17 protein-coding genes are annotated in these 20,980 nt (G+C 39.5%); 13 read left to right on the top strand and 4 right to left on the bottom strand.

All coding sequences use genetic code 11. From position 1 onward, the window contains the following. The first annotated feature begins 18 nt into the window (after positions 1–18). The 4 genes from FA047_RS09310 (at position 19) to FA047_RS09295 (ending at position 4,716) form a co-directional block, all read left to right on the top strand. Positions 19–1,407 (top strand): TlpA family protein disulfide reductase, encoded by a 1,389-nt coding sequence (locus FA047_RS09310; protein WP_136835722.1) that lies wholly within the window; start codon positions 19–21, stop codon positions 1,405–1,407. A gap of 63 nt (positions 1,408–1,470) precedes the next feature. Next, positions 1,471–2,619 carry an AhpC/TSA family protein gene (locus tag FA047_RS09305; RefSeq protein WP_136835720.1) on the top strand — a complete coding sequence of 383 codons (1,149 nt, stop codon included), beginning with the start codon at positions 1,471–1,473 and terminating at the stop codon, positions 2,617–2,619. Positions 2,620–2,656: 37 nt separating this feature from the next. Then, on the top strand, positions 2,657–3,577 hold the full coding sequence (locus tag FA047_RS09300) for a retropepsin-like aspartic protease (protein WP_136835719.1): 921 nt from the start codon (positions 2,657–2,659) through the stop codon (positions 3,575–3,577). Next, on the top strand, positions 3,574–4,716 hold the full coding sequence (locus tag FA047_RS09295) for a thioredoxin family protein (protein WP_136835717.1): 1,143 nt from the start codon (positions 3,574–3,576) through the stop codon (positions 4,714–4,716). The genes FA047_RS09300 and FA047_RS09295 overlap by 4 nt, the downstream gene beginning before the upstream one ends. A 149-nt stretch (positions 4,717–4,865) precedes the next feature. Here FA047_RS09295 and FA047_RS09290 read toward each other — a convergent pair whose 3' ends face one another. Continuing rightward, positions 4,866–5,843 (bottom strand): GlxA family transcriptional regulator, encoded by a 978-nt coding sequence (locus tag FA047_RS09290; RefSeq protein ID WP_136835716.1) that lies wholly within the window; start codon positions 5,841–5,843, stop codon positions 4,866–4,868. A gap of 142 nt (positions 5,844–5,985) precedes the next feature. Between FA047_RS09290 and FA047_RS09285 the strand changes: the two genes are divergently transcribed. The 8 genes from FA047_RS09285 (at position 5,986) to porN (ending at position 13,586) form a co-directional block, all read left to right on the top strand. Continuing rightward, positions 5,986–6,360, top strand: coding sequence for a DoxX family protein (locus FA047_RS09285; protein WP_136835714.1), 375 nt, complete (start codon positions 5,986–5,988; stop codon positions 6,358–6,360). A gap of 6 nt (positions 6,361–6,366) precedes the next feature. Next, positions 6,367–6,750 carry a VOC family protein gene (locus FA047_RS09280; RefSeq protein WP_225872686.1) on the top strand — a complete coding sequence of 128 codons (384 nt, stop codon included), beginning with the start codon at positions 6,367–6,369 and terminating at the stop codon, positions 6,748–6,750. Positions 6,751–6,980: 230 nt separating this feature from the next. Further along, positions 6,981–7,961, top strand: a complete 981-nt coding sequence (locus tag FA047_RS09275) for a DUF4271 domain-containing protein (protein WP_136835711.1) — start codon at positions 6,981–6,983, stop codon at positions 7,959–7,961. Between the two features lie 15 nt (positions 7,962–7,976). Continuing rightward, positions 7,977–8,747, top strand: a complete 771-nt coding sequence (locus tag FA047_RS09270) for a uroporphyrinogen-III synthase (RefSeq protein ID WP_136835710.1) — start codon at positions 7,977–7,979, stop codon at positions 8,745–8,747. A 115-nt stretch (positions 8,748–8,862) separates the two neighbouring features. Next, positions 8,863–10,230, top strand: coding sequence for a T9SS ring complex lipoprotein PorK/GldK (gene porK, locus FA047_RS09265; protein WP_136835708.1), 1,368 nt, complete (start codon positions 8,863–8,865; stop codon positions 10,228–10,230). A 55-nt stretch (positions 10,231–10,285) separates the two neighbouring features. Continuing rightward, positions 10,286–11,101 (top strand): type IX secretion system motor protein PorL/GldL, encoded by an 816-nt coding sequence (gene porL, locus FA047_RS09260; RefSeq protein WP_136835706.1) that lies wholly within the window; start codon positions 10,286–10,288, stop codon positions 11,099–11,101. A 48-nt stretch (positions 11,102–11,149) separates the two neighbouring features. Next, positions 11,150–12,688: a type IX secretion system motor protein PorM/GldM gene (porM, locus tag FA047_RS09255; protein ID WP_136835705.1), complete on the top strand. Its 1,539-nt coding sequence runs from the start codon at positions 11,150–11,152 to the stop codon at positions 12,686–12,688. Between the two features lie 7 nt (positions 12,689–12,695). Then, positions 12,696–13,586 (top strand): type IX secretion system ring subunit PorN/GldN, encoded by an 891-nt coding sequence (gene porN / locus FA047_RS09250; protein WP_136835703.1) that lies wholly within the window; start codon positions 12,696–12,698, stop codon positions 13,584–13,586. A 157-nt stretch (positions 13,587–13,743) separates the two neighbouring features. Here porN and uvrC read toward each other — a convergent pair whose 3' ends face one another. The 3 genes from uvrC to porW are packed head-to-tail and all read right to left on the bottom strand — an operon-like array spanning position 13,744 to position 20,566. Beyond that, positions 13,744–15,540, bottom strand: coding sequence for an excinuclease ABC subunit UvrC (gene uvrC / locus FA047_RS09245; RefSeq protein WP_136835701.1), 1,797 nt, complete (start codon positions 15,538–15,540; stop codon positions 13,744–13,746). A 24-nt stretch (positions 15,541–15,564) separates the two neighbouring features. After that, positions 15,565–17,787, bottom strand: coding sequence for a transglycosylase domain-containing protein (locus FA047_RS09240; protein WP_136835699.1), 2,223 nt, complete (start codon positions 17,785–17,787; stop codon positions 15,565–15,567). Between the two features lies 1 nt (position 17,788). Continuing rightward, positions 17,789–20,566 (bottom strand): type IX secretion system periplasmic lipoprotein PorW/SprE, encoded by a 2,778-nt coding sequence (porW, locus tag FA047_RS09235; protein ID WP_136835698.1) that lies wholly within the window; start codon positions 20,564–20,566, stop codon positions 17,789–17,791. Positions 20,567–20,634: 68 nt separating this feature from the next. Here porW and FA047_RS09230 point away from each other — a divergent pair, with 68 nt between their 5' ends. After that, a complete protein-coding gene (locus FA047_RS09230) occupies positions 20,635–20,859 on the top strand; it encodes an AtpZ/AtpI family protein (RefSeq protein WP_136835696.1) in 225 nt (74 codons plus the stop codon). Positions 20,860–20,980: the final 121 nt, after the last annotated feature.

Genomic DNA, 20,980 nt, shown 5'->3' with positions numbered 1-20,980 from the left:
CACATAAATAAACTAACAATGATTAAAAAACTATTTGGAGCAGCTTTATTACTAAGCTTCACAACAACTTCAATTTTTGCACAGTTGCCTGTAGAGGTAACGGGCGTATTGGTTAAAAAAAGACTTACACCTGTAAAGCTATTTAAAGTAGTAGAAGGCAAACCGGTTGAAATTTCAAACACTACACCTGAAGAAAAAGGTAAATTCGGATTTATATTTTATCCTGAATATGAAGGCCTATATGTTATCGGTACCGGTACAGTGGGCAGTCCTAACGATAATTACAAATTCTACTTTAAAGGTGGAGAAAAGTTGTCGGTATCTATCCTGGATTCAAGTTATGTACTTACAGGGAAGACAAATTCTAAGGAGAATATAGTTTTGACTCAATGGCATGACCTTGTTCATCCGATCGAGCATAAAGCAATTAACTTTATGAAAGTTCAGAGTACTTTTGTTGATTTCTTCCCGGATTTGGAAAGTATCACAGCTAAAGCCAAAACTTTCCTGACTGGAAAAGCTACAGGCAATGCTAAGTTTGATAAAAATATGAAGCAGTATATGGCTTGGGATCTTGCAAGTTATGCTACTAATTTTATCAATACCCCGCGCTCAGCTCACCCTTCAACAGAAGAATATAGCCCTTACTATGCAACACTTAAGGCTCAGGATTTTGCTAAAAATACCGGAAGTATCTATGCTTATCCATGGGGTGGCAGAACCTTGTCTGGTTTAGTAGGTCTTAATATGAGACAACAAAATATCAAATACCTTCCGGGTGTAGAGGGTTTAAAAAATACTTTTGCTTTAATTCCCAACGATACCCTTAAAGCAGATGTGTTACTGGACAGAGTAGCTGGAGTAAAAAGCTATAATGATTACAAAGATTTGAATGATGCTTTCGGAAAATATGTAGTTACCGCAAGTCAGAAAAAGAAAAACCTGGATATCCTGACTCCTCTGTTGACCCTTAAGCCAGGAGATAATGCCTATGCATTCTCTTATCCTGATAAAGATGGTAAGACGGTTAGCATGGCTTCATTGAAAGGAAAAGTTGTTTTAGTAGACGTTTGGGCTACTTGGTGTGGTCCCTGCAAAGCAGAAATCCCTCATCTAAAAAAACTGGAAGAGGAAATGAAAGGAAAAGATGTTGAAATCATTAGCTTATCTACTGACGCACCTGCTGACAAAGCAAAGTGGTTGAAGATGATTAAAGATGAAAACCTGGGTGGTACACAATTATTTGCTGGTGGTCCTGGAAATGAGTTTTCACAATACTATAAAGTAAATACTATCCCGCGTTTCCTGGTTTTTGACAAACAAGGAAAAATCGTTACGGTTGATTCTCCAAGACCATCGAATCCGGCACTTAAAGAATTGTTAGAAAAAACACTAGCAGCTAAGTAAATCATAAAATACAGGACTGGCAATCGCCAGTCCTTTTTTACATCTCTATATTTTTACAGCACAATGAGAGCAATTTTCGCATGTATCCCCCTGCTATTGTCTGTGACAATGGCAAAATCGCAGACCGACAGTATCACGATCTCCGGTCAGTTAAAAGGACTGAATAATAATAAAATCGGCATTTCGTATGTCGACGAGAATGGCAAAACACAATACACCTCTCTTCAGAGTATAAATGATAAATTTTCCGGAAAAGTAAAAGCACAAACCATACCTGCCGGAGCAAGATTGTCGGTAGCATGGCCAAGAGATCCTTCTGCTAAGCCTCAGATGCCTATGGCTCCCTTTAACTTCTTTGTATGGAATAAAAATTTATCCATAACAGGTGATGCGAATAGCGTCCCTACGATGCGGATCAAAGGGGACGAAGAGAATAACCTCTATGATCAATTGAAACAACAATCCGCTAAATCTGAAGTCAGGTACCAGGAACTCTTAAATATGCTGGGAAAAAAACTATCAGCTAAAGATTCTTTGGCATTGCATCAGGAGATCAGAGAAACTTCCCAGGCGGTATACGTCAGACAAAAAGAGTTAGTAAAAACTCATCCAAATAATTTTACCTCAGTATTTCTGCTGAGCCGTATGACCAATTTATATAGTGCTGATAATTATGTTGCAGCCTGGAATGCATTAGCCCCGACCTACAAAAACACTGAAGCGGGAAAAAGTATCCAGAAAACAGTTGAGAAACTCGCTCCGACTTTAGCAGGTACTGCTGTATTTGCCTTCGAACGGACAGATAAAGATGGCAATAAAGTTAGCCCCGCGCTGTTAAAAGGCAAAACTTATCTTTTAGATTTCTGGGGTAGCTGGTGCGGTCCCTGCAGGGCAAGCCACCCTCATTTGAAAGAACTTTACAAAAAATATAAAGGTAAAGGTTTCGAGATCGTAGCAGTTGCACAGGAAAGAGGCAAGACACTTGATGACAGTAAAGCGAGCTGGTTAAAGGCGATTCAGGATGACCAGATTACCTGGGTGCACATCCTAAACCAGGACGGAATAGAAAAGCAGGATATCGTAAAAACCTATCACGTTAATGCCTTTCCGACAAAAATACTTGTGGATGCGGAGGGTAAAATCATTTTACGTGTTACAGCAAGTGCTACGGACGATATAGACAAAGCTTTGGAAAAAATCTACGGCTTTTAATCAGCGTCTTAAATAAAACTTATAAAAATAAATACTGATGAAATTAAAATATAGCTCGGCGGCATTGACTTTTTTACTGATCTTAATCACTCAGTCATTTTCATATGCACAGCAGGCAAAAGAGGTGGCCAGAATTCCTTTTGAAAATCACAATGGAACAATCATTCTCACTGTCAAATTAAATGATTTTCCACGTCCGTTAAGACTATTGTTTGATACAGGAGCAGATGGGATGGCAGTAGGTCAGCCACTGGCTGACTCTATTGGTTTGAAAGTAGCCCGTACACAGAAGGCATCCGTAGTTGGTGGCTCTATGGATATTTCCGTTTCGACCGGCAACACGGTACATATGGGTAGCTTTGATTTTAAAAACCAGAGCATTGCCATATTTAAAGAGATGCACAAAGAGGGCACAGACGGCATTATCGGCAACACCTTGGCTCGGCACTACATAGTTAAAGTAGATTACGACGGTAAAGAAATGATCCTTTACAATTTCGGTGATCTTGAAGAAAAAGGTGGTACCGCAATTCCGTTTAGCATCCCATCGGGATTGTTTATCATTCCCGGAACATTGAGTATCACGATGGATCAGCCTCATACTGGTAATTTTGTTTTTGATACAGGCGCGGCCTACAATCTGATCTGTTTCAGGCCATTTGTGAAGCAGCATAAATTGCTGGTTAGCGGTTTTAAAGCCGATAGCCATGGAAGTACAACGAGCATGGGCATGAGTACGCCAACATTTGCAGGAAAAGCTGCTGCTTTTTCCTTTGCAGGAATGCAGCCCATTAAAGACATGTCGGTTACGCTGATGGCCGGAGGCGGACAAAGTGAAAGTTGGAACCCGGGTTTTGACGGCTCTATCGGCGTTGGACTGATCAGCAATTACAATTTCACGATCAACATGCAAAAGAAAGAAATCTATATTATTCCTAATAAAAAGAACAAAAAATGAAAGCATTAAAAATTTATTTGAGCCTGATGCTCCTATTTGTGCTGACTGCAAATGCGCAGGAAGGACAATTTATATCGTCAGTTACCGATTGGGACAGTCTGGTTGCCACGGCGAAGAAAGAGAAAAAGATGATATTCGTGGATAGCTACTTTGTTGGCTGTCACCCCTGCAAGCAAATGGATGATGAAGTATTTCCTATGCCACAGGTAATGAAATTAATGCAGGATAACTTCATTAGTGTGAAAATAGATTTCCTAAAGGAAGACCTGGGAAAACAACTTCAGGTAAAATATGCTGTTACAGGGTTCCCTACATTTCTTTTATTGAACAGTAATGCCGAACTGGTATCAAAGTTTTCCGGTTATCAGGAAGCTGATAAATTTCAAACCCTTTTAAAGGAGGCGATCGCTAAATCAAAAAAAGGAGAGACGTTGAAAGGCTTTAGCGCTTCAATGAAGGTAGAATATCCGGATTTTTATATTGCGGCTTTCAAAGAACGTAAGGCTTACACTGCACAGGATCTGGTAAACTATTTAAAAGGAAATAAAATTACAGAAGAGCGCTATGCTGTGCCATTTTTATTCAACAGGTCAGTAAGTCCGGAGTTGTCTGAATATTTGTTGACAAACTATTATCCTCTGGAAAAGATGTATGGTAAAGATATGGTTTGGGGCAAACGTATTGCAACAATGGCGGCTAAGCTAAAAACCAGCGTACCGGAACGTGACGATGTAAAGTTTGCGGCTTTCCTTGCAGAAGTTAAGCCATTGTTTTCTAAAGAAGACTGGCCATATGCGAAGCTTGATATTGCTGAAGAGTACTACTACAAGCAGTTAAAAGATCACAAAACCTTTTTTAAATATGCTGCTGAGAACTACAACGATGATGACAACAAAGTTCGTTATATGGCTTTTTATCTTTCATTACCTACTGTAGATGAAGAAGAAAAAAAGTTATATGCAGAATGGATGAAAAAGGTAGTTAGAGAGAGCTCAAGTTATGAATTATTAGGTACTGCCACGAGAATTATGTCGGCACAAAATGATAAACAAAAAGCAAAGCAATATGCCGGTTGGGGGATAAAAAAAGCCGAACTGGTTAATAAAAGCGATAAGCACTTTCAAGCCTCATTAAATTAACTTTCTCAACCCCTAAGTTTACAATTTATGCGAGAGCAATTAATCATCAACTCGGCTACCATAGGAGACTATGTTAGATATTTTAAATATGTTAATGCATCCTGAATAAGAATCTTAGAAAGCCCCTATTATTTAACGATAGGGGCTTTTTAAATCTCGTATGATACCCTAGCGAATCTATTTCTATACTCAATTGGAGTAAGCCCCGTTATCTTTTTAAAGGTATCCCTAAATGTTTTTGTATCCGTATAGCCTACGTCAAACATTATTTCTGATACATTCTTCCGTGATGCCTCAAAATATTTTTTGGCGGCTTCTATTCTTACTCTTTGTATATATTCTATGGATGTATTGTTGGTGGCATCTTTAAATCTTCTTTCAAATGTTCTACGGCTTGTATTAATTAGATTTGCGAGTTTATCTACCGTTATTTTATCTTCATAGTGCTTTTCAATATGATCCTGTACTTTTTGAATTTCCTCATCGCCGTGGTTTCTTTGCCCTTTAAACATCGCGAATTGGGACTGGCTATCTCTTCCGATGTCTAATGCAAAATATTTTGAAATCATTACAGCGGTCTCTCTATCGGCAAATTTTTCAATCAGATACAATACCAAATTCCATAGACTACTTGCTCCTCCGCTACTGTAAATATTATCGTGTTCTGTTATTATAGCCCCATCTTCTACTTCCACCTCCGGATATCTTTCCCTGAAATCGCTGATATGAGCCCAATGGGTAGAGCATTTTTTACCGTTTAGCAGGCCTGTCTCCGCTAAAAGAAAAGCTCCGATGCATAAGCTCGCAAGGCTTGAACCATTTTGATATAGCTTTTTAAAATAAGGTATCGCTGCTGCATTGGCCAGTATTCCTTTTGTGGTGTCGCCAAATGTAGGAGGTATAATCAATAAATCTGTTTCAGTAACGTCTTTAAGCAACCTATCTGTTTTGATGGTATACTCCCCATTGTTGGCCGGCACATACTCATTCAGCCCCACATATTCTACCTCAAAAATTGGCTTTTTACCAAATGCAGTTAAAAAATCATTGGCAGTATGAAAGCTTCTAAACGGAGGCGTCACTGCTTCAATTACCCCGTGTTGGGGCACAAATACTGAAATTCGCATATCAAACTATAAGATTTACAATACTAAGCTACGAAAATACTTATTGTCATAATTCACCTCTAATTTGTCGTGTTCACAACATACCCGATTTTATGTCCTGGCGTATCTTTGGATAATAACTAAATAAACAAATTTTATACATATGAAAAAGAATAAAGTAATTTTTTGGGTGGCAACTGGTATCATACTACTTTGGGAAGGAATAATGCCACTTGGTACTATGCTGTTTGCACCAGAATATGTGAATATGGGTACAAAACCCTTGGGATATCCCGATTATTTTGCCTACGCGCTGATCATCTGTAAAGTTCTCGGGGTTTTTGCTATTTCTTACCCTAAAACACCAACCAGGCTAAAAGAATGGGCCTATGCAGGACTCACATTTAGTTTGATCTTTGCTTTCATCAGCCATGCCTGTGTTGATAAAAATATCGGGTATATGGTCATGCCTCTGGTGGTCTTAGGTATCCTTGCTGTTTCTTATGTGTATAGCAAAAAGATTCAGCATAATGGTTAAAATATTGTGGTCGCGGTTTTTATAACATTCTCGGGAAATTGTAAAAAGGCCCTCAGCTTTTACCAAAGTTGTTTTGGGGGCCTATTACAATTTGAAACTTTTGAAAAAGAAGTAGATGGTTATACTGAAGTACCTGTGGTTAGCGGATCACTGGTTTCAGACAGGGTAATCATTTATGGTTCCGACCTGGTGCACAATGAAGGAAGAAAGGTCGGGAATTACATGTCTATTTTTTTGCGCTGCAAGAATACCAATGACAGAAAAGTGCTTATTAAAAAGCTGAAATTTCATAAAGATAATTTTTCTGTAGGTGATGACGATCAAAAACTCATTGAATTAACTGATGCTTTTGATGTGAGGTGGCTCCTATATGCTCCTGGCTCTTCCTGATCTCTTTTCTACTGCGGTCTAGTATGTCCCTTTTTTTCGCTGGTTAAAATGCTGCTCAAATCCTGGTATTTTCCTGCCTGAGCAAGACAATAGCAAGAGAGGAGCAAGAGAAAAGCAAGAGAAACGCAAGAGAGAATTTGAGCACAGCTCAACGTATATTGTATCCGATAATGGCAATTATTTCTGCTTAACCTATAAATGCTTCATCAGATTTATCTAAGTTTGCACTAATGAATTTAGGCCGCATAGCTTTTCTTGTATATGTACTTTGTCTGCTTGGCTTTGATCAGGCTATTGCGCAGGTTACAGTGCCTCCTACAGATACTATCGCCGTTGCAAATCCTTACAGGCGAAGAGTTGTGCGTGACTCAGCTTTTCTGGCGAGACAAAAATTTGTGACCGATTCCATCATGAGGCACACCTGGTTATTCCCGGATTCTGTGATCGACAGGGGAATGATTATAGACAGCATTGTCCGGGCTAACACTATCGGAAAATCCAATCTGTTGATGAGGTATAAGGATTTTGGTCCGAGGAAGCTGAGTAAGTATCAGGCAGGCAAGCCTGTTCCTAAAGGACAATTGTGGGTAATGGGCGTGGTTGCTTTATTGCTCATCCTGTTTGCTATCCTCAAAATATCCTTTACGAAGCAATTGCAGACTATAGTACAATCATTTTTTAGCAACAGGGTTTTAAACAATCTGAATAAGGAAGACAATCTGTTTACATCCTGGCCTTTTCTGCTGCTATTTGTGCAATTTGGTTTTACAGTTGGGATGTTTTTTTACCTGGTTTCGCAGTTTTACGGCATTGCATTTTCAGGGAGTGGTTTCCAGTTTTATTTAAGTATATCCATACTTATTGTCATACTCTATATTTTTAAAATTATCATTTTACGTCTTCTGGGTTACCTGTTTAACATTCAGAAACCGGTTAATGAATATGTTACAATATTATATTTAAGTTATTTTAACCTGTCTTTGGTCTTCATTCCTTTGGTGATTGCATTTGCCTTATCGCCGTTGAAATACGGTCCTTACTACATTGCAATATCATTTGTCCTTTTGATTATGATATTTGTATTTCAATTCATCAGGGCAGGGGTAAATATTTTATCTCATCATCGATTTTCAAAAGTCTATTTGTTTTTGTACTTTTGTGCCCTCGAAATTTGCCCCATATTAATATTGATCAAGGCAATAGGGTTATAACGCTGTAATTGTAAAATGCAAGAAAAGACAGAAGATAGGTTGCGTAAGGTAAAAAGTATATTAGTAACATTACCAAAGCCAGAAACGGAAAAATCTCCTTATTTTGATTTGGCAAAAAAATACAATTTGAAAATTGATTTCAGATCATTTATTCATGTTGAGGGAGTTCCCGCCAGAGATTTCAGAAAGGATAAAGTCAACTTAGTTGACTTTACGGCTGTAGTTTTTACCAGTAGAAATGCGGTAGATCATTTTTTCAGAATTTGTGAAGAAATGAGGTATGAAGTCCCTGCGGACCTGAAATATTTCTGTATTTCTGAATCAACTGCCCTGTATCTTCAAAAGTACATCCAGTACAGGAAACGTAAGATCTTTTTCGGAAAACAAACTGCTGCGGATTTGGCTGAAGTGCTGAAAAAACATGCGGGTGAAAAATTCCTTTATCCATGTTCTGATGTCGCTACCGAAGATACGATGAACTTTTTGCAGAAAAATGGTTATGATTTTACTCCGGCAGTATTGTTTAAAACCGTTGTTTCAGATCTTTCAGACCTGGCAGAGGTTTTTTATGATGTGATTGCATTTTTCAGTCCTTCAAGCATTCAGTCGCTGTTTACGAATTTTCCTGACTTTAAACAGAACAATACACGTATCGCCGCATTTGGTGTGAATACGCATAAAGCGGTTAAAGACGCGGGACTAATTGTAGATATTGCTGCTCCTTCACCGGAGGCGCCGTCTATGATTATGGCTATTGAAAATTATATCAAAAAGTCAAATAAGTAGACTGAAGTACAACGATATCTTGTTCATTTTTATTTTAGGGTCATATTTTTGTGACTAATAATTGTTTATATCAATGATAATTGATAAAATTGTTATAAAATTGCTTGATTATAATATGAAGAACATATATCTATTTGGATTTTTTATTGTTACCATCATACTTTCCAGTTGTGGAAAGGGCGGCCAGGGAGAACTGGTTGGTGTATATAATAAGAAATTCAGAAATAACAGAGTTCCTTTAGGGATGGTTTATATACCTCCCGGACGAACGCTTATTGGTATTTCCGACGAGGATATCAATAATTCTCAAAGCTCTCCAAGCAGAATGACTTCTTTTAGCGCTTTCTTTATGGATCAGACCGAAATTACAAATGCTGAATACAGGCAGTTTGTAAACTGGGTGAGGGATTCAGTGGCCATTACAATGCTTGGTCCTTCAGGTGCTCCAAATTTTTACAAGGCACAGCCTACTGGTGCTCAGGGACAAGCATCACTGGGAGGAGCCAGAAATATTGACTGGAAAAAGGTGGGTAACGGATCGGCGCTTTGGAGTACCAGGAATAATGGATTGGGCAATAAGCTGACGGATATGTATTACAGCGGTGCTGATGCCATTCCCGGAAGAAATGAAATTGACGTAAGAAAATTAAAATACGCATACAGCTATGTAAGTACGGATCTCGCTGCTGAGGGAAGAAAAGACCCAGATAAGAAAAGACAGGATTTCATTGTGACTTATACTGATATGCCTGATCCGATGAATCCTAATCATCATCCATCTATTTCCGTTTATCCGGATACTATGGTTTGGAAGATAGACTATTCTTATTCCCAGAATGATCCTATGGTGAAGACCTATTTCAACCACCCTTCATATGATGATTATCCGGTAGTTGGGGTAAACTGGGAGCAGGCTTCTGCTTTCTGCGTATGGCGTACCCGTTTTTATGAATCTGTGGCCGTTGCTAGAAAACAGCCTTTAAATGCAAGACCTGAATATCAGTTGCCAAGTGATGCGCAATTTGAGTATGCGGCAAGAGGGGGTAATGTGAAAACTAAATATCCATGGGGAGGTCCTTATGTACGCAATACCAAAGGATGTATGCAAGCAAACTTTAAAGTTGGAAGAGGTAATTACTCTGATGACGGTGGGTTGTATACTGTAAATGTAAAGTCTTATTTCCCTAACGATTATGGCTTGTATAATATGGCAGGTAACGTAGCGGAATGGACGATCACTGCTTACAACCAGTCTTCGGCACCAATGCTTTTGGATTTTAACCCGAACTATACTTATGTTGCTAAAACCGGTGACAGCAAATATTTGAAACGTAAAGTGGTAAGAGGTGGTTCATGGAAAGACATAGGCTTTTTCCTTCAAAACTCAGTAGGCACTTACGAATATCAGGATCAGGGCAGATCATATATCGGCTTTAGATGCGTATCTGCATATCCGGGAACTGATATTAGCTACAGAAACTAATACAATACTAAAACAAAAAACTAAATTCATAATCAGAATCCTTATTTAAAAGAAGATGGCAGCAAAGAAAAAATTTGATTGGTTACACGTGGCAATTTCCTGGGGTGCCAGTATCGTTATTTTAGGGGCGTTAGCCAAAATCGTTCACTTTGGCGGGGTTTGGGCTAATTATATTATTGGCTTTGGATTGGTGACGGAAGCTATCTTATTCTTTCTGACCGGGTTGAGACAACCTGAACAGGAACTTCCTTGGGAACGTGTATATCCGGAATTGAGACCTGATTTTGACGGCGAACTTCCTAAAGCGACTACAAGACCGGTAGCCACGCCTGCTGCGACAGGATTTTCTTCAACTGCGGCATTGGATAAAATGTTGGTTGATGCTAAAATCGGTCCGGAATTAATTGAAAGCTTAGGTACAGGCTTACGTACTTTCGGCGATAAAGTTGCAGCAATTTCCAATGTTGCTGATGCATCTACTGCGACAACTGAATTCACAGGAAAGGTAAAAACTGCTTCTGCAAGTTTTGATAACCTGAGTGGTGCTTTTGAAAAGGCTACTGCGCAGCTGGTAGAGATGGGTAATAGTAATGTAGGCGCTTCTGCTTATCACGATCAGGTAAATGCCCTGGCTAAAAACCTTTCTGCTTTAAATGCCGTTTATGAGCTGGAATTACAGGATTCAAGCGCTCACCTTAAATCGATGAACAAATTCTACCAGAACTTATCATTAACAATGAACAACTTCAATGAATCTATGGAAGATTCTAAGCAGTTTAAAGATGAGGTAGGTAAACTTGCTAAAAACTTAGCTTCTTTAAATGCTATTTATGGTAACATGTTGTCTGCGATGAATCAGCCACGTGTGTAATTAGTAATCAATTAGTTTTATTAATTAACCAAAACAGACCTATTTAAAATGGCCGGAGGAAGAGAGACAACGAGACAGAAGATGATCAATATCATGTATTTGGTATTGTTAGCTATGCTCGCATTGAACGTATCAGATACTATACTGAATGCTTTTAAAAACTTTAACGATAGTTTAGTGAGTTCTAAAACTAACGTAAATACCAGCATTGAGCAATTATTCTCATCGTTTCAAAATACAAAATTAAAAGATGAACCAGCAAGGGCCCAACCGATCTGGGAAAAAGCAAATAAAGCAAAAGCTTACGCTGATGAACTGAATAATCATGTCCAGAAACTGAAAGACCAATTTCATACTGCCGGAAACGGGATAGATGAAGAGACGGGAGACCTTGTAGAAAGAGGCAACCTGGATATTGCTCAGGGGATCATGATCAATCAGAAAGAAGGAGTGAAGTTGAAGAATAAAATCAATGAGACCCGCGAAAAACTGATTGCGTTGCTGGATGAGAAAGACCGTGCTGGTGTAACTTTCACTTTGGAGGCCAATGATGCAAAGAAAAACATCAATGGCAATAAGAGATGGGAAGACATCAATTTCGGTGAGGGAATGCCGCTTACTGCAGCGAATACTACCTTGAGTAAGATCCAGTCTGACGTAAAAAATGCTGAAGCAGAGATTGTAAAAAAATTATTTGGCAACATGGATAAAGCGCTGGTAAATCTTGACCAGTTCAATGCCGTGGCTGTTGCTCCGAGTTCGTATGTGATACAAGGGCAACCTTACACCGCTGAGGTATTTTTAACAGCGAGTGATTCAAGATCTACCCCTTCAATTACTGTAAATGGTAGTCCTTTGTCTGTAAAAAGTGGTAAAGGTACTTATACCGGTGGAACTGGAAGCGTAGGTGTGTTCAGATGGAAAGGTTTGATCCGCGTGAAACAGACTGATGGTCAGATAAAGGAATATTATACACCTGAGCAGAGCTACCAGGTTGCAAAGCCTTCGGCAACTGTTTCTCCTGACAAAATGAACGTAATTTATGCAGGTCTGGACAATCCATTCTCAGTTTCTGCCGCAGGTTTTCCTTTGGAAAGCGTAAGGGCTACTATGGATGGAGGTTCTATTCGTGGTGGAAATGGAAAGTATACAGTGAATGTAGGTGGTGCACAGGTAGGTAAAACATTAAGTATCAATGTTTCTGCTACAAATGCCGGAAAAACATTAAATTTAGGTTCGCAGCAGTTCAGGGTAAAGGCTTTGCCTACTCCGAGAGCTTATGTGAAAGGTAAATCGGGTGGTAATGTTTCCCTGGAGTTTATAGAAAGCGCAGGATCTATTGACACCCAATTGGAAGATTTTGTCTTTGATGTGAAGTTCAGGGTGATCAGATTTGCGGTTACTTTTATCAATCCTAAATCTGATGCAGTGACCATGCAAAACAGTGGTCCGGGATTTGGTGGACCTGTAAAAGCAGCGTTGAATTCATTGAAGCCTAATGCAACGGTTATCTTTAAGGATATTGTTTGCGAAGGTCCGGATGGCAGATCCAAGGTATTGGATGGTATTACATTTATCGCTAAATAAGCATATTATGAAAAACATATTAGGTGCTATAGTATTGGTTTTGCTGGGAATGAGTTCCTATGGGCAGAATACAGTTACACCAGTTAAGGCTGTAGCTGTCGATTCACTAAAAAAGACCAAAATCAAAACTCCACCGAGGGACGGATTTGTAGTAAGGAAAGAAGTTGATAGCAATATTATGGTTCCTTATGCTGATGTACGTGAAGAGGACGTTTATTATGCAAAAAGGATCTGGCGTGAGATTGATCTGAGAGATACGATCAATTCTGTTTTGAATGCTGCTGATTCTAAGCTGATAGATGTACTTCTTGAGGCGGTCAAGAATGAAGAGCTTACTGTTTATTCAAATAAGGATACTACTGCAGGCAAAATATTGGATGATAACGATTCTTTCAGAATTGCTTTGACCGCTCAACAAGCATTGCAAAGTGCACAAGGGGTGACTGAAGGTGTGATCGATTCTGTAAGCGGTAAGATCGGAGATCCTACCTTGAGGAGATTAAGATCGGATGAGTTTGTAAAATACAGAATTAAAGAAGATTGGATCCTGGATACGAAACGTTCTATTTTTGAACCCAGAATTGTGGGTATAGCGCCTATGAAACAGGTAGAGGGAAATTGGCAGCCTGTGTTTTGGGTGTATTATGACGACGCGAGACAGTTATTAAGTACAAAGCGTTTGGTGAATCCTGGAAATGATGCATCTACGTTGTCCTTTGATGACTTCTTCGTGAGACGACTTTTCTCCAGTTATGTGATTAAAGAAACAAATCCGGGGAATAAGAATATTACTGATATGTTGGGACTTACAGATCCAAAAGACCCAAGGAAGCTATATGAATCGGAAAGGATTAAAAAATCTATTTCCGACTTTGAGCAAAGTCTTTGGGAGTATTAGAAAAGATTTTGTGTTAACTTTTTCGTCATCTCGACGTTAGGAAAGATCTCTGGTTTAAATAATTCAAGAGATCTTTCCTAACGTCGAGATGACGTGTTTATAGCCCGAATGACGATTGTACAAAAGAAGGTATATCCAATGATGGTAACCCTATTTTTTATTTACTAAAGTAATCAAGCAGCGTCTGCACCTGTTTTTTGTTCAATACAGCGGCCAGTTCAGCTTCTGTAGCTTCTTTGATCTTTTTAACGGATTTGAAATGGATGAGTAGCTTGTCTGCTGTAGTTTTTCCGATGCCTGGTATCTGGGCAAGCTCCGTCTTTAACGTTCCCTGGTCCCGTTTCTTGCGATGGAAAGTAATTCCAAATCTGTGCGCTTCATCTCTGAGTTGCTGAATGACTTTAAGCGTCTCGGACTTTTTATCCAGATAAAGCGGATAGGAATCGCCGGGATAATATAATTCTTCCAGTCGTTTCGCAATGCCTATTACCGTTACCCGTTTCTCTATGCCGAGCTTTTTTAGACTAGTCATAGCCGATGACAGCTGGCCCTTACCACCATCAATGATGATGAGTTGAGGCAACGTGTCTTCTTCTTCCAACATGCGCTTATATCGCCTGTAAACAGCCTCCTCCATTGTGGCAAAGTCATTGGGGCCTTCTACAGTTTTTACATTAAAATGCCGGTAATCCTTTTTGGATGGTTTGGCGTCTTTAAATACCACTATCGCTGAGACCGGGTAATCACCCTGAAAATTGGAGTTGTCAAAACATTCGATGTGTTTAGGCAGTTGTGTCAGCCTCAAATCCTTTTGCATTTGCGTAAGGATCCTGTCTGTTCTGAGGTCTGGATTTAGTTTTTCATACTGATTCAGCTTTTCTTTCTTGAAGAAGAGTACATTCTTTTGAGAAAGTTCAAGCAGTTTTTTCTTTTCACCCAGTTTGGGTACAGTAAACTTAAGATTGGTATCTAGAAGTACAATCTCAAAAGGAACAATGATTTCTTTTGATGTACTGTGGAACTTGGTGCGAAATTCTGTGATGGCGATGGTCAGTAATTCCTCATCGGTTTCATCCAAACGTTTTTTTATCTCGATGGTTTGGGTCTGGATGATGCTGCCATTCATTACTTTGAGGTAGTTGACAAATGCATATCTTTCGTCTGAAGCGATGCTGACAACATCAATATTTGTGATGGCACTGTTTACAACGGTCGACTTGCTCTGATACTTTTCCAATACCAATAGTTTTTTCTGGTATTGATGTGCATATTCAAAATTGAGTTCTTCAGAGGCAGTTTTGATGATCTGTTTGACATTCCGGATCACATTGCCGATTTTTCCATTGAGGATGTCTTTTATTTCTTCAATATTGTCTTCATAATTTTGAAGTGTCTGGTAAGCCTGACACGGGCCTTTGCAGTTGCCGATCTGGTATTCCAAACATACTTTAAACTTACCGTCGTCAATATTTTTTGGCGTAAGGGGCAGATTACAGGTACGGAGCGGATAAGTTTCCTTGATGAGGTCGAGGATGGTATGCATCATCCCTACGGACGCATAAGGGCCGAAGTAGGTAGAGCCGTCTTTGACCATTTTACGTGTCCAGAATACCCGTGGAAAGGGTTCTTTCTTGATGATGATCCAGGGATAGGTTTTATCATCCTTAAGCATGATGTTGTACCTGGGCTGGTGCTTTTTAATTAGGCTATTTTCCAGCAGCCAGGCATCAATCTCAGTATCAACAATAGTAAAAGAGATTTTGCGGATCCTGGAAACCAGGACCCGGGTTTTCCCATTCATCTGGGTGTCCTTATTAAAGTAAGAGCCAACCCTGTTACGGAGGTCTTTTGCTTTACCTATATAGATGAGTGTGCCGTCAATATCCCAAAACTGGTAAACACCAGGTTTATGAGGAATATCGGCTACTGCCTTTTTATGATCAAAAGCACTCATTTAATTCAAAAGATTATATGCTAATTAAAAACCTAATTTTTCATCCAGCTCGGTTTTTTGTTCCTGTTGCTGATATTGATTACAGTCATAAATGATGGACACCCCATTTTTAGGAGCTTCGAAATCAGCCTGAGAAATCTTGAGCTTGGGATTTGCATATACACGTTTCATAAAACCGGCAAAGATGGGTAGGGCTGTTGTGGCACCATCACCCTGTACAGTACTGGTAAAATGGAAGGCACGGTCTTCACAGCCCGTCCAGACACCAGCAACGAGTTGAGGGCTGATGCCCATAAACCATCCGTCGGAGTTATTTTGAGTAGTACCTGTTTTCCCACCTATGGCAGCTTTTACGCCATATTTTCCGGCTAATCTCCAGCCTGTTCCATTGGTAATGACACCTCTTAGCATTCTGGTCATGATGTAGGCGACCTCTTCATTCATCACCGGAACAGGTATTGGTTTTTCGGTATGCAGTACTACTCCATTTTTATCTTCTATTCTTAAGATGTACGTTGGTTTCGTTAGTACTCCCTTATTGGCAAATACACTGTATGCGCCAACCATATCATAGACAGAGGCATCGAAAGAGCCCAGGGCAATGGAAGGGTATGCAGGAACTTCTGAAGAAATACCCATTTTTTTTGCAAGTCCGGAAACCGCTGTTGCGCCTACCTGTTTCATTAAAAAGGCGGCTATATAGTTTTGTGATAGGGCCAGCCCTTTTTGCAGGGTCAGATAACCAGGTACCGTTCCTCCCGAACGGGGAGTCCATGGGGCACTTCCCGGAATTTCAATAGTAACAGGTTCATTAAGTACAGTAGTGCATGGCGAGTAACCAACCTCAATGGCTACAGCGTAAGTAAACGGTTTCGCAGTTGAGCCCACTTGTCTCGTTCCCATTTTGACCTGGTCGTATTTGAAGTGCTCATAGTTGATGCCACCCACCCAGGCTTTTACATAGCCGGTTTGTGGGTCCATAGCCATCATGGCATTTCTCAATAGCATTTTGTAATACTTTACGGAATCGATAGGTTTCATCAGCGTATCGATGTTCCCTTTCCAGGTAAAGATGGTCAGCCTTGTCGGTGTATTAAAATCTTCTTTAATTTCTGCTTCCGATTTTCCTTCTATCTGAAGGGCTTTATATCTGTCGGAACGCCTGACTCCCTGCTCGATCTGCATTTCTTTGCCCTTAAAAGGATTACGGCCTCTCCAGCTCTTAGCGAAGGATGCCTGTAATATCTTCATATATTCTTTCTGAGCTTCCTCAGCATAGATCTGCATGTCGTAATTGATCGTAGTAATGATTCTCAAGCCATCTCTGTCCAAATCATAAGGACTACCATCCGGCTTAGTAATAGAGCGTTCTTCAAATATCCTTCTGATGTCGTTTTTCAATACAGCTCTAAAATAGGGGGCAATACCGTCATTGACAGTGGCCGCATTGAATCTTAAACCAAGCGGTTTTTCTTTATCACCGTCGTATTGTTGCTGAGTAAGGAAGTCTTCTTTCACCATTAGGCCCATAATGGTATTTCGACGGGCCAGTGACCTATCTGGGTTACGTGTTGGGGAATACCTTGTTATCCCTTTTAGAATTCCTACAAGTGTTGCTGCCTGAGGTACCGTTAATTTATCCGGTGTAGTATTAAAATAAACTCTGGCTGCCGATTTAATGCCATAGGCCTGGTTTCCGAAATCAACTGTATTGAGGTACATGACGATGATCTCCTCTTTGGTGTAGTTTCTTTCCAGTTTAACAGCTATGACCCACTCCTGGAATTTTTGGAGTAAGCGTTTTGCAAAGTTTTTTTGCCGGCCTTCTTCAGAAAAAAGGTTGAGGGCAAGCTGCTGAGTAATGGTACTTCCGCCTTGTTTTTTGCCCACCAGCGCATAAAGGAATATGGTAAATGTACGTTTGAAGTCAATTCCGGAATGCTCCTTGAACCGAATGTCTTCAGTAGCGATTAATGCATTGATTACATTTGGAGATATTTCCTGGTAAGTTACGTTTGAACGGTTTTGAACAAAGTAGGTGCCCAGAACTCTTCCGTCGTCTGTTACAATTTCAGAAGCCTGGTTGCTTTTCGGATGTTCTATGTCTCTGAAAGAAGGCAGCTCGCCAAATAAACCAAATCCTATTGCAACGATAAAGAGGGCAAATATGACCATTGCCCCGATCAGTAATTTCCACAATCTATAATTATACTTTCTGATGTCGTCCTGCGAAAGTGATTTATTCATTTTAATAGTTGTTTTTATAAAATTCCATATATCTGCTTAACAGCGATTTACTGCTAATCTTGTCAAAGTTTTCTTTGCTGATAATGAAACCGGTGTAAATGTTAACGGGAACCTTCATGATTTGTTTTAGCTGTGAACTGATCCCTGCAGCATAGGTTTTAGCATCGTCAAAATTACTAAAGTTCCCTACATAAATGAGCTGATCATTGTCAAATTCTTTAAGCTGATGCCTTAAATTGCTTTCAGCATAGTTTCCTCTATTAAATTGTCCTATACCAAAACGTGAGGAGCTAAGTGTTAAAGATGCATCCGCAACGTGGACGACATAATAATAAGCCGTAGATTTTGCATCTGTAAAAAGTCCATCAGTTCTAACAGCCGCTGGAAGAGGTTTTGCCGGCTCAGGAGTTTTTGTTTCTGTCGGCTTTTTTGCAGCCGGCTGAGGTTGCGTTGCAGACTTCGGAGCTTGTTCCTTCTGCTGAGTATTTTGGGCGATCTGATTATTGGAAGTTAGCTGCTGCGCTGCAAACGGAGGTTCATTAGGGTCAAAATCGATTAATGCTATTGTTCTTTTTTTGAAATCGGCAAGGTGCTGAGTAATATAAGCGGTATGATCTTTAACCAGCGGAGTGATCAGCTTGTCGTCCGGGAACTGTGTCGTAATTGCATTAAAAGCATTTAATAAGCTGTCTACATTATTGGTTCTGCCTACAGCAATTGCTTTTAAGTAGGCAAATTGAGGAGATAGGTAGTTTGAAGGGCTGCTTTTAGTAGCTTCATTTACCTGCTGGATTACGACATTGAAATCTTTCTTTCTGTATTGTTCGAAGATATCATTGTACTGTTTGTTTACTGATGTTTCCAATTCCGACTGCCTGATTGAGAAGGAAGGGTCAAGTATGATTTTGGCATAAGGAGAGCCAGAGAATTCTTTCAGTAACTTTTCTTTATATGTTGCCGATTTATTTGGATCAGCAGTTTTATTGATCAGGAATAGACTATAGTAAGTTGCAGCAAGATGTTGATTAGCCGGGAACCTGTTAAGTAACGTTTGGTATACCTCCTGAGCTTCTATTGGATCGTCCAGTTCCTGCAGATAGAAGCTGGCAATTTCATAATAAGCATCAATGATCTTTTGGTTTGACTTATTTAGAAGGTCGGTATTGACCGGAAGATTTTCGGTGTATTGTTTAGTTAGCGTTTCCTTGTCTTTAGTTGCGGCCACGGTATTTTCCGTGTTTGCCGATACTCCATTAGTGTTGTTTGCCAGTTCCTGTGTGGTTTCCTGTGCGGAAGTCCTTACGCTTTGTCGCCAGTTATTTTCTAGTTTCCTGTTTCCCCATTTTCTCTTAAAATCGGAGTATCCTATGCTAATTGCAGTTGGGTTGCTAAAATAAAAAGAGTTTTGTGGTTGTAGTTTGTTGTTTGTGCCTGCTCCATAATTCAGTTGACTATTGAAATTTGTGGTCACAGGATTAGTTGTTGCAGTTTCTACGGGGTTCACCAGGGCTTGTATTTTGGCGACCCTTGATGCTTCAGGCAATTTGGCTATAGCCTGTAGCGTGTCCTCCAGACTGATTATCTCATACCGATCTGTCAGGTATTGGAGGTTTTGATTCTTTTTTAAGATGAGGTCATATCCCGGATAGTTTTTTGGTAAAGTATTTACCGTGCTATCATAATATGTCTTGGCTTTCAGGTAATTTCTGAATTGTTTAAAATTCAGATCGGCAATTCTCAAATAAGACAGTCCTTTCTGGTATTGATTGATGGTACTTTTTTGAATGGACTGTGTATAATACTTTTCAGCCAATGGATAATCTTCATCTGCAGCATAAGTTTCTGCGATTTGATAATAGACCTGGTCATTATAGTCGAAGTTTTTATCGTCTTTTAGTAATGTGAGCAGTTCTTTTTGTTTGTCAGTTTTGACACCATTCTGCAAGCCCCTGATTTTTATGCGGCTGAGGTTGGCATTGAAATACATCTCGAATGGGGCATTGCTTTTTACAACTCTGCGGTAGCTGAGCATAGCATTTTGATAATCTTTTTGCTTCTCATAAAGTTGCCCTAATATATAAGTCCACCGTATTTTGTTTTGCCCTTGATTGCTTGCCTTGATAGCATCCCTTAAATAAGAGATTGCGGCAGTATCATTATTCAGATAAATGCACATTTGTGCAAGCGTAGCAAAAGGATCAGCAAGGTTGCTTTGTTTTTTAACCTCAGGAATGATATACTCAAGGCTATCTAAAGTTTGATTTGCTTCTTTAAGCCTTCTAAGCTGCATCAAACTTCTCGCTTTCCAGTTTAGTGCTTCAACGAAACTATTGATGTTGTTTCTATAAGTTTTAGCGGTGTAATCAAAGTATTCAGCGGCATTAAAATAATTGCCGTTGTAAAAGTTTGCTTTCCCCAGAAGGATGTAAGATTCATCTATATAGTTACTATAGCTTTTATCGAGGATAATTGCCTGGGCTTTTTTGATGATATCTTCCATTGGTTTCAGGTTCAACGAAACGTTGGCCTGCGCAATATCTACATCCGGGCCAAGGTAAAGGGGAAGTACCTGATCGTAATTATCTATATATGTTTCTGCGAGCGCTGTTTGGTGATTTGCGAGGATAACCTTTGAATTGTATATATAATTATATCGTGCGGAAAGATTTTGCATACTTCTGCTTGTGGCAGTGTCCTTTTGCGAGCCGCAGGAATATATTATGCAAATGCATAAACTAAATAATATTACCTTTAAATTGTGGGTAGCGTAATTTTTCATTTATACAAAAGTATTTTATTCATCAATAACTTCTTAACAAAACATAGATTATTTAATTGTACCAGCATATGACTGAGCCTAATGAAAAGAAAAAGAATGTAAACAATTTTGCGAAATATTCGTCCATCAGCTTTCAAATGCTGGCTACAATCGGTGTGTTTGCTTTTATTGGTTATAAGATAGATGAGCACAGAAAGAGTGATAAACCTATTTTTACTGCTTTGATTAGTCTGTTTGGCGTGGTTGTGGCTTTGTATCAGGTTGTAAAACAACTAAATAAAAATGACCGGTGATTGTTTTTCACGCAGGTAAATGCATACTTTTGTAAAAAAATAAATTTTGAGCATCGTACGTTTTACTCTTTGTTATCTATTGTTCAGCCTTGCCCTGGCTGTAATTGCTTATTTTCTTCCT

Source organism: Pedobacter frigoris, assembly GCF_005116445.1.
Lineage (GTDB): Bacteria > Bacteroidota > Bacteroidia > Sphingobacteriales > Sphingobacteriaceae > Pedobacter > Pedobacter frigoris.
Note: the sequence above shows the minus strand (reverse complement) of the source record. Positions and strands in the feature narration are given on the sequence as shown.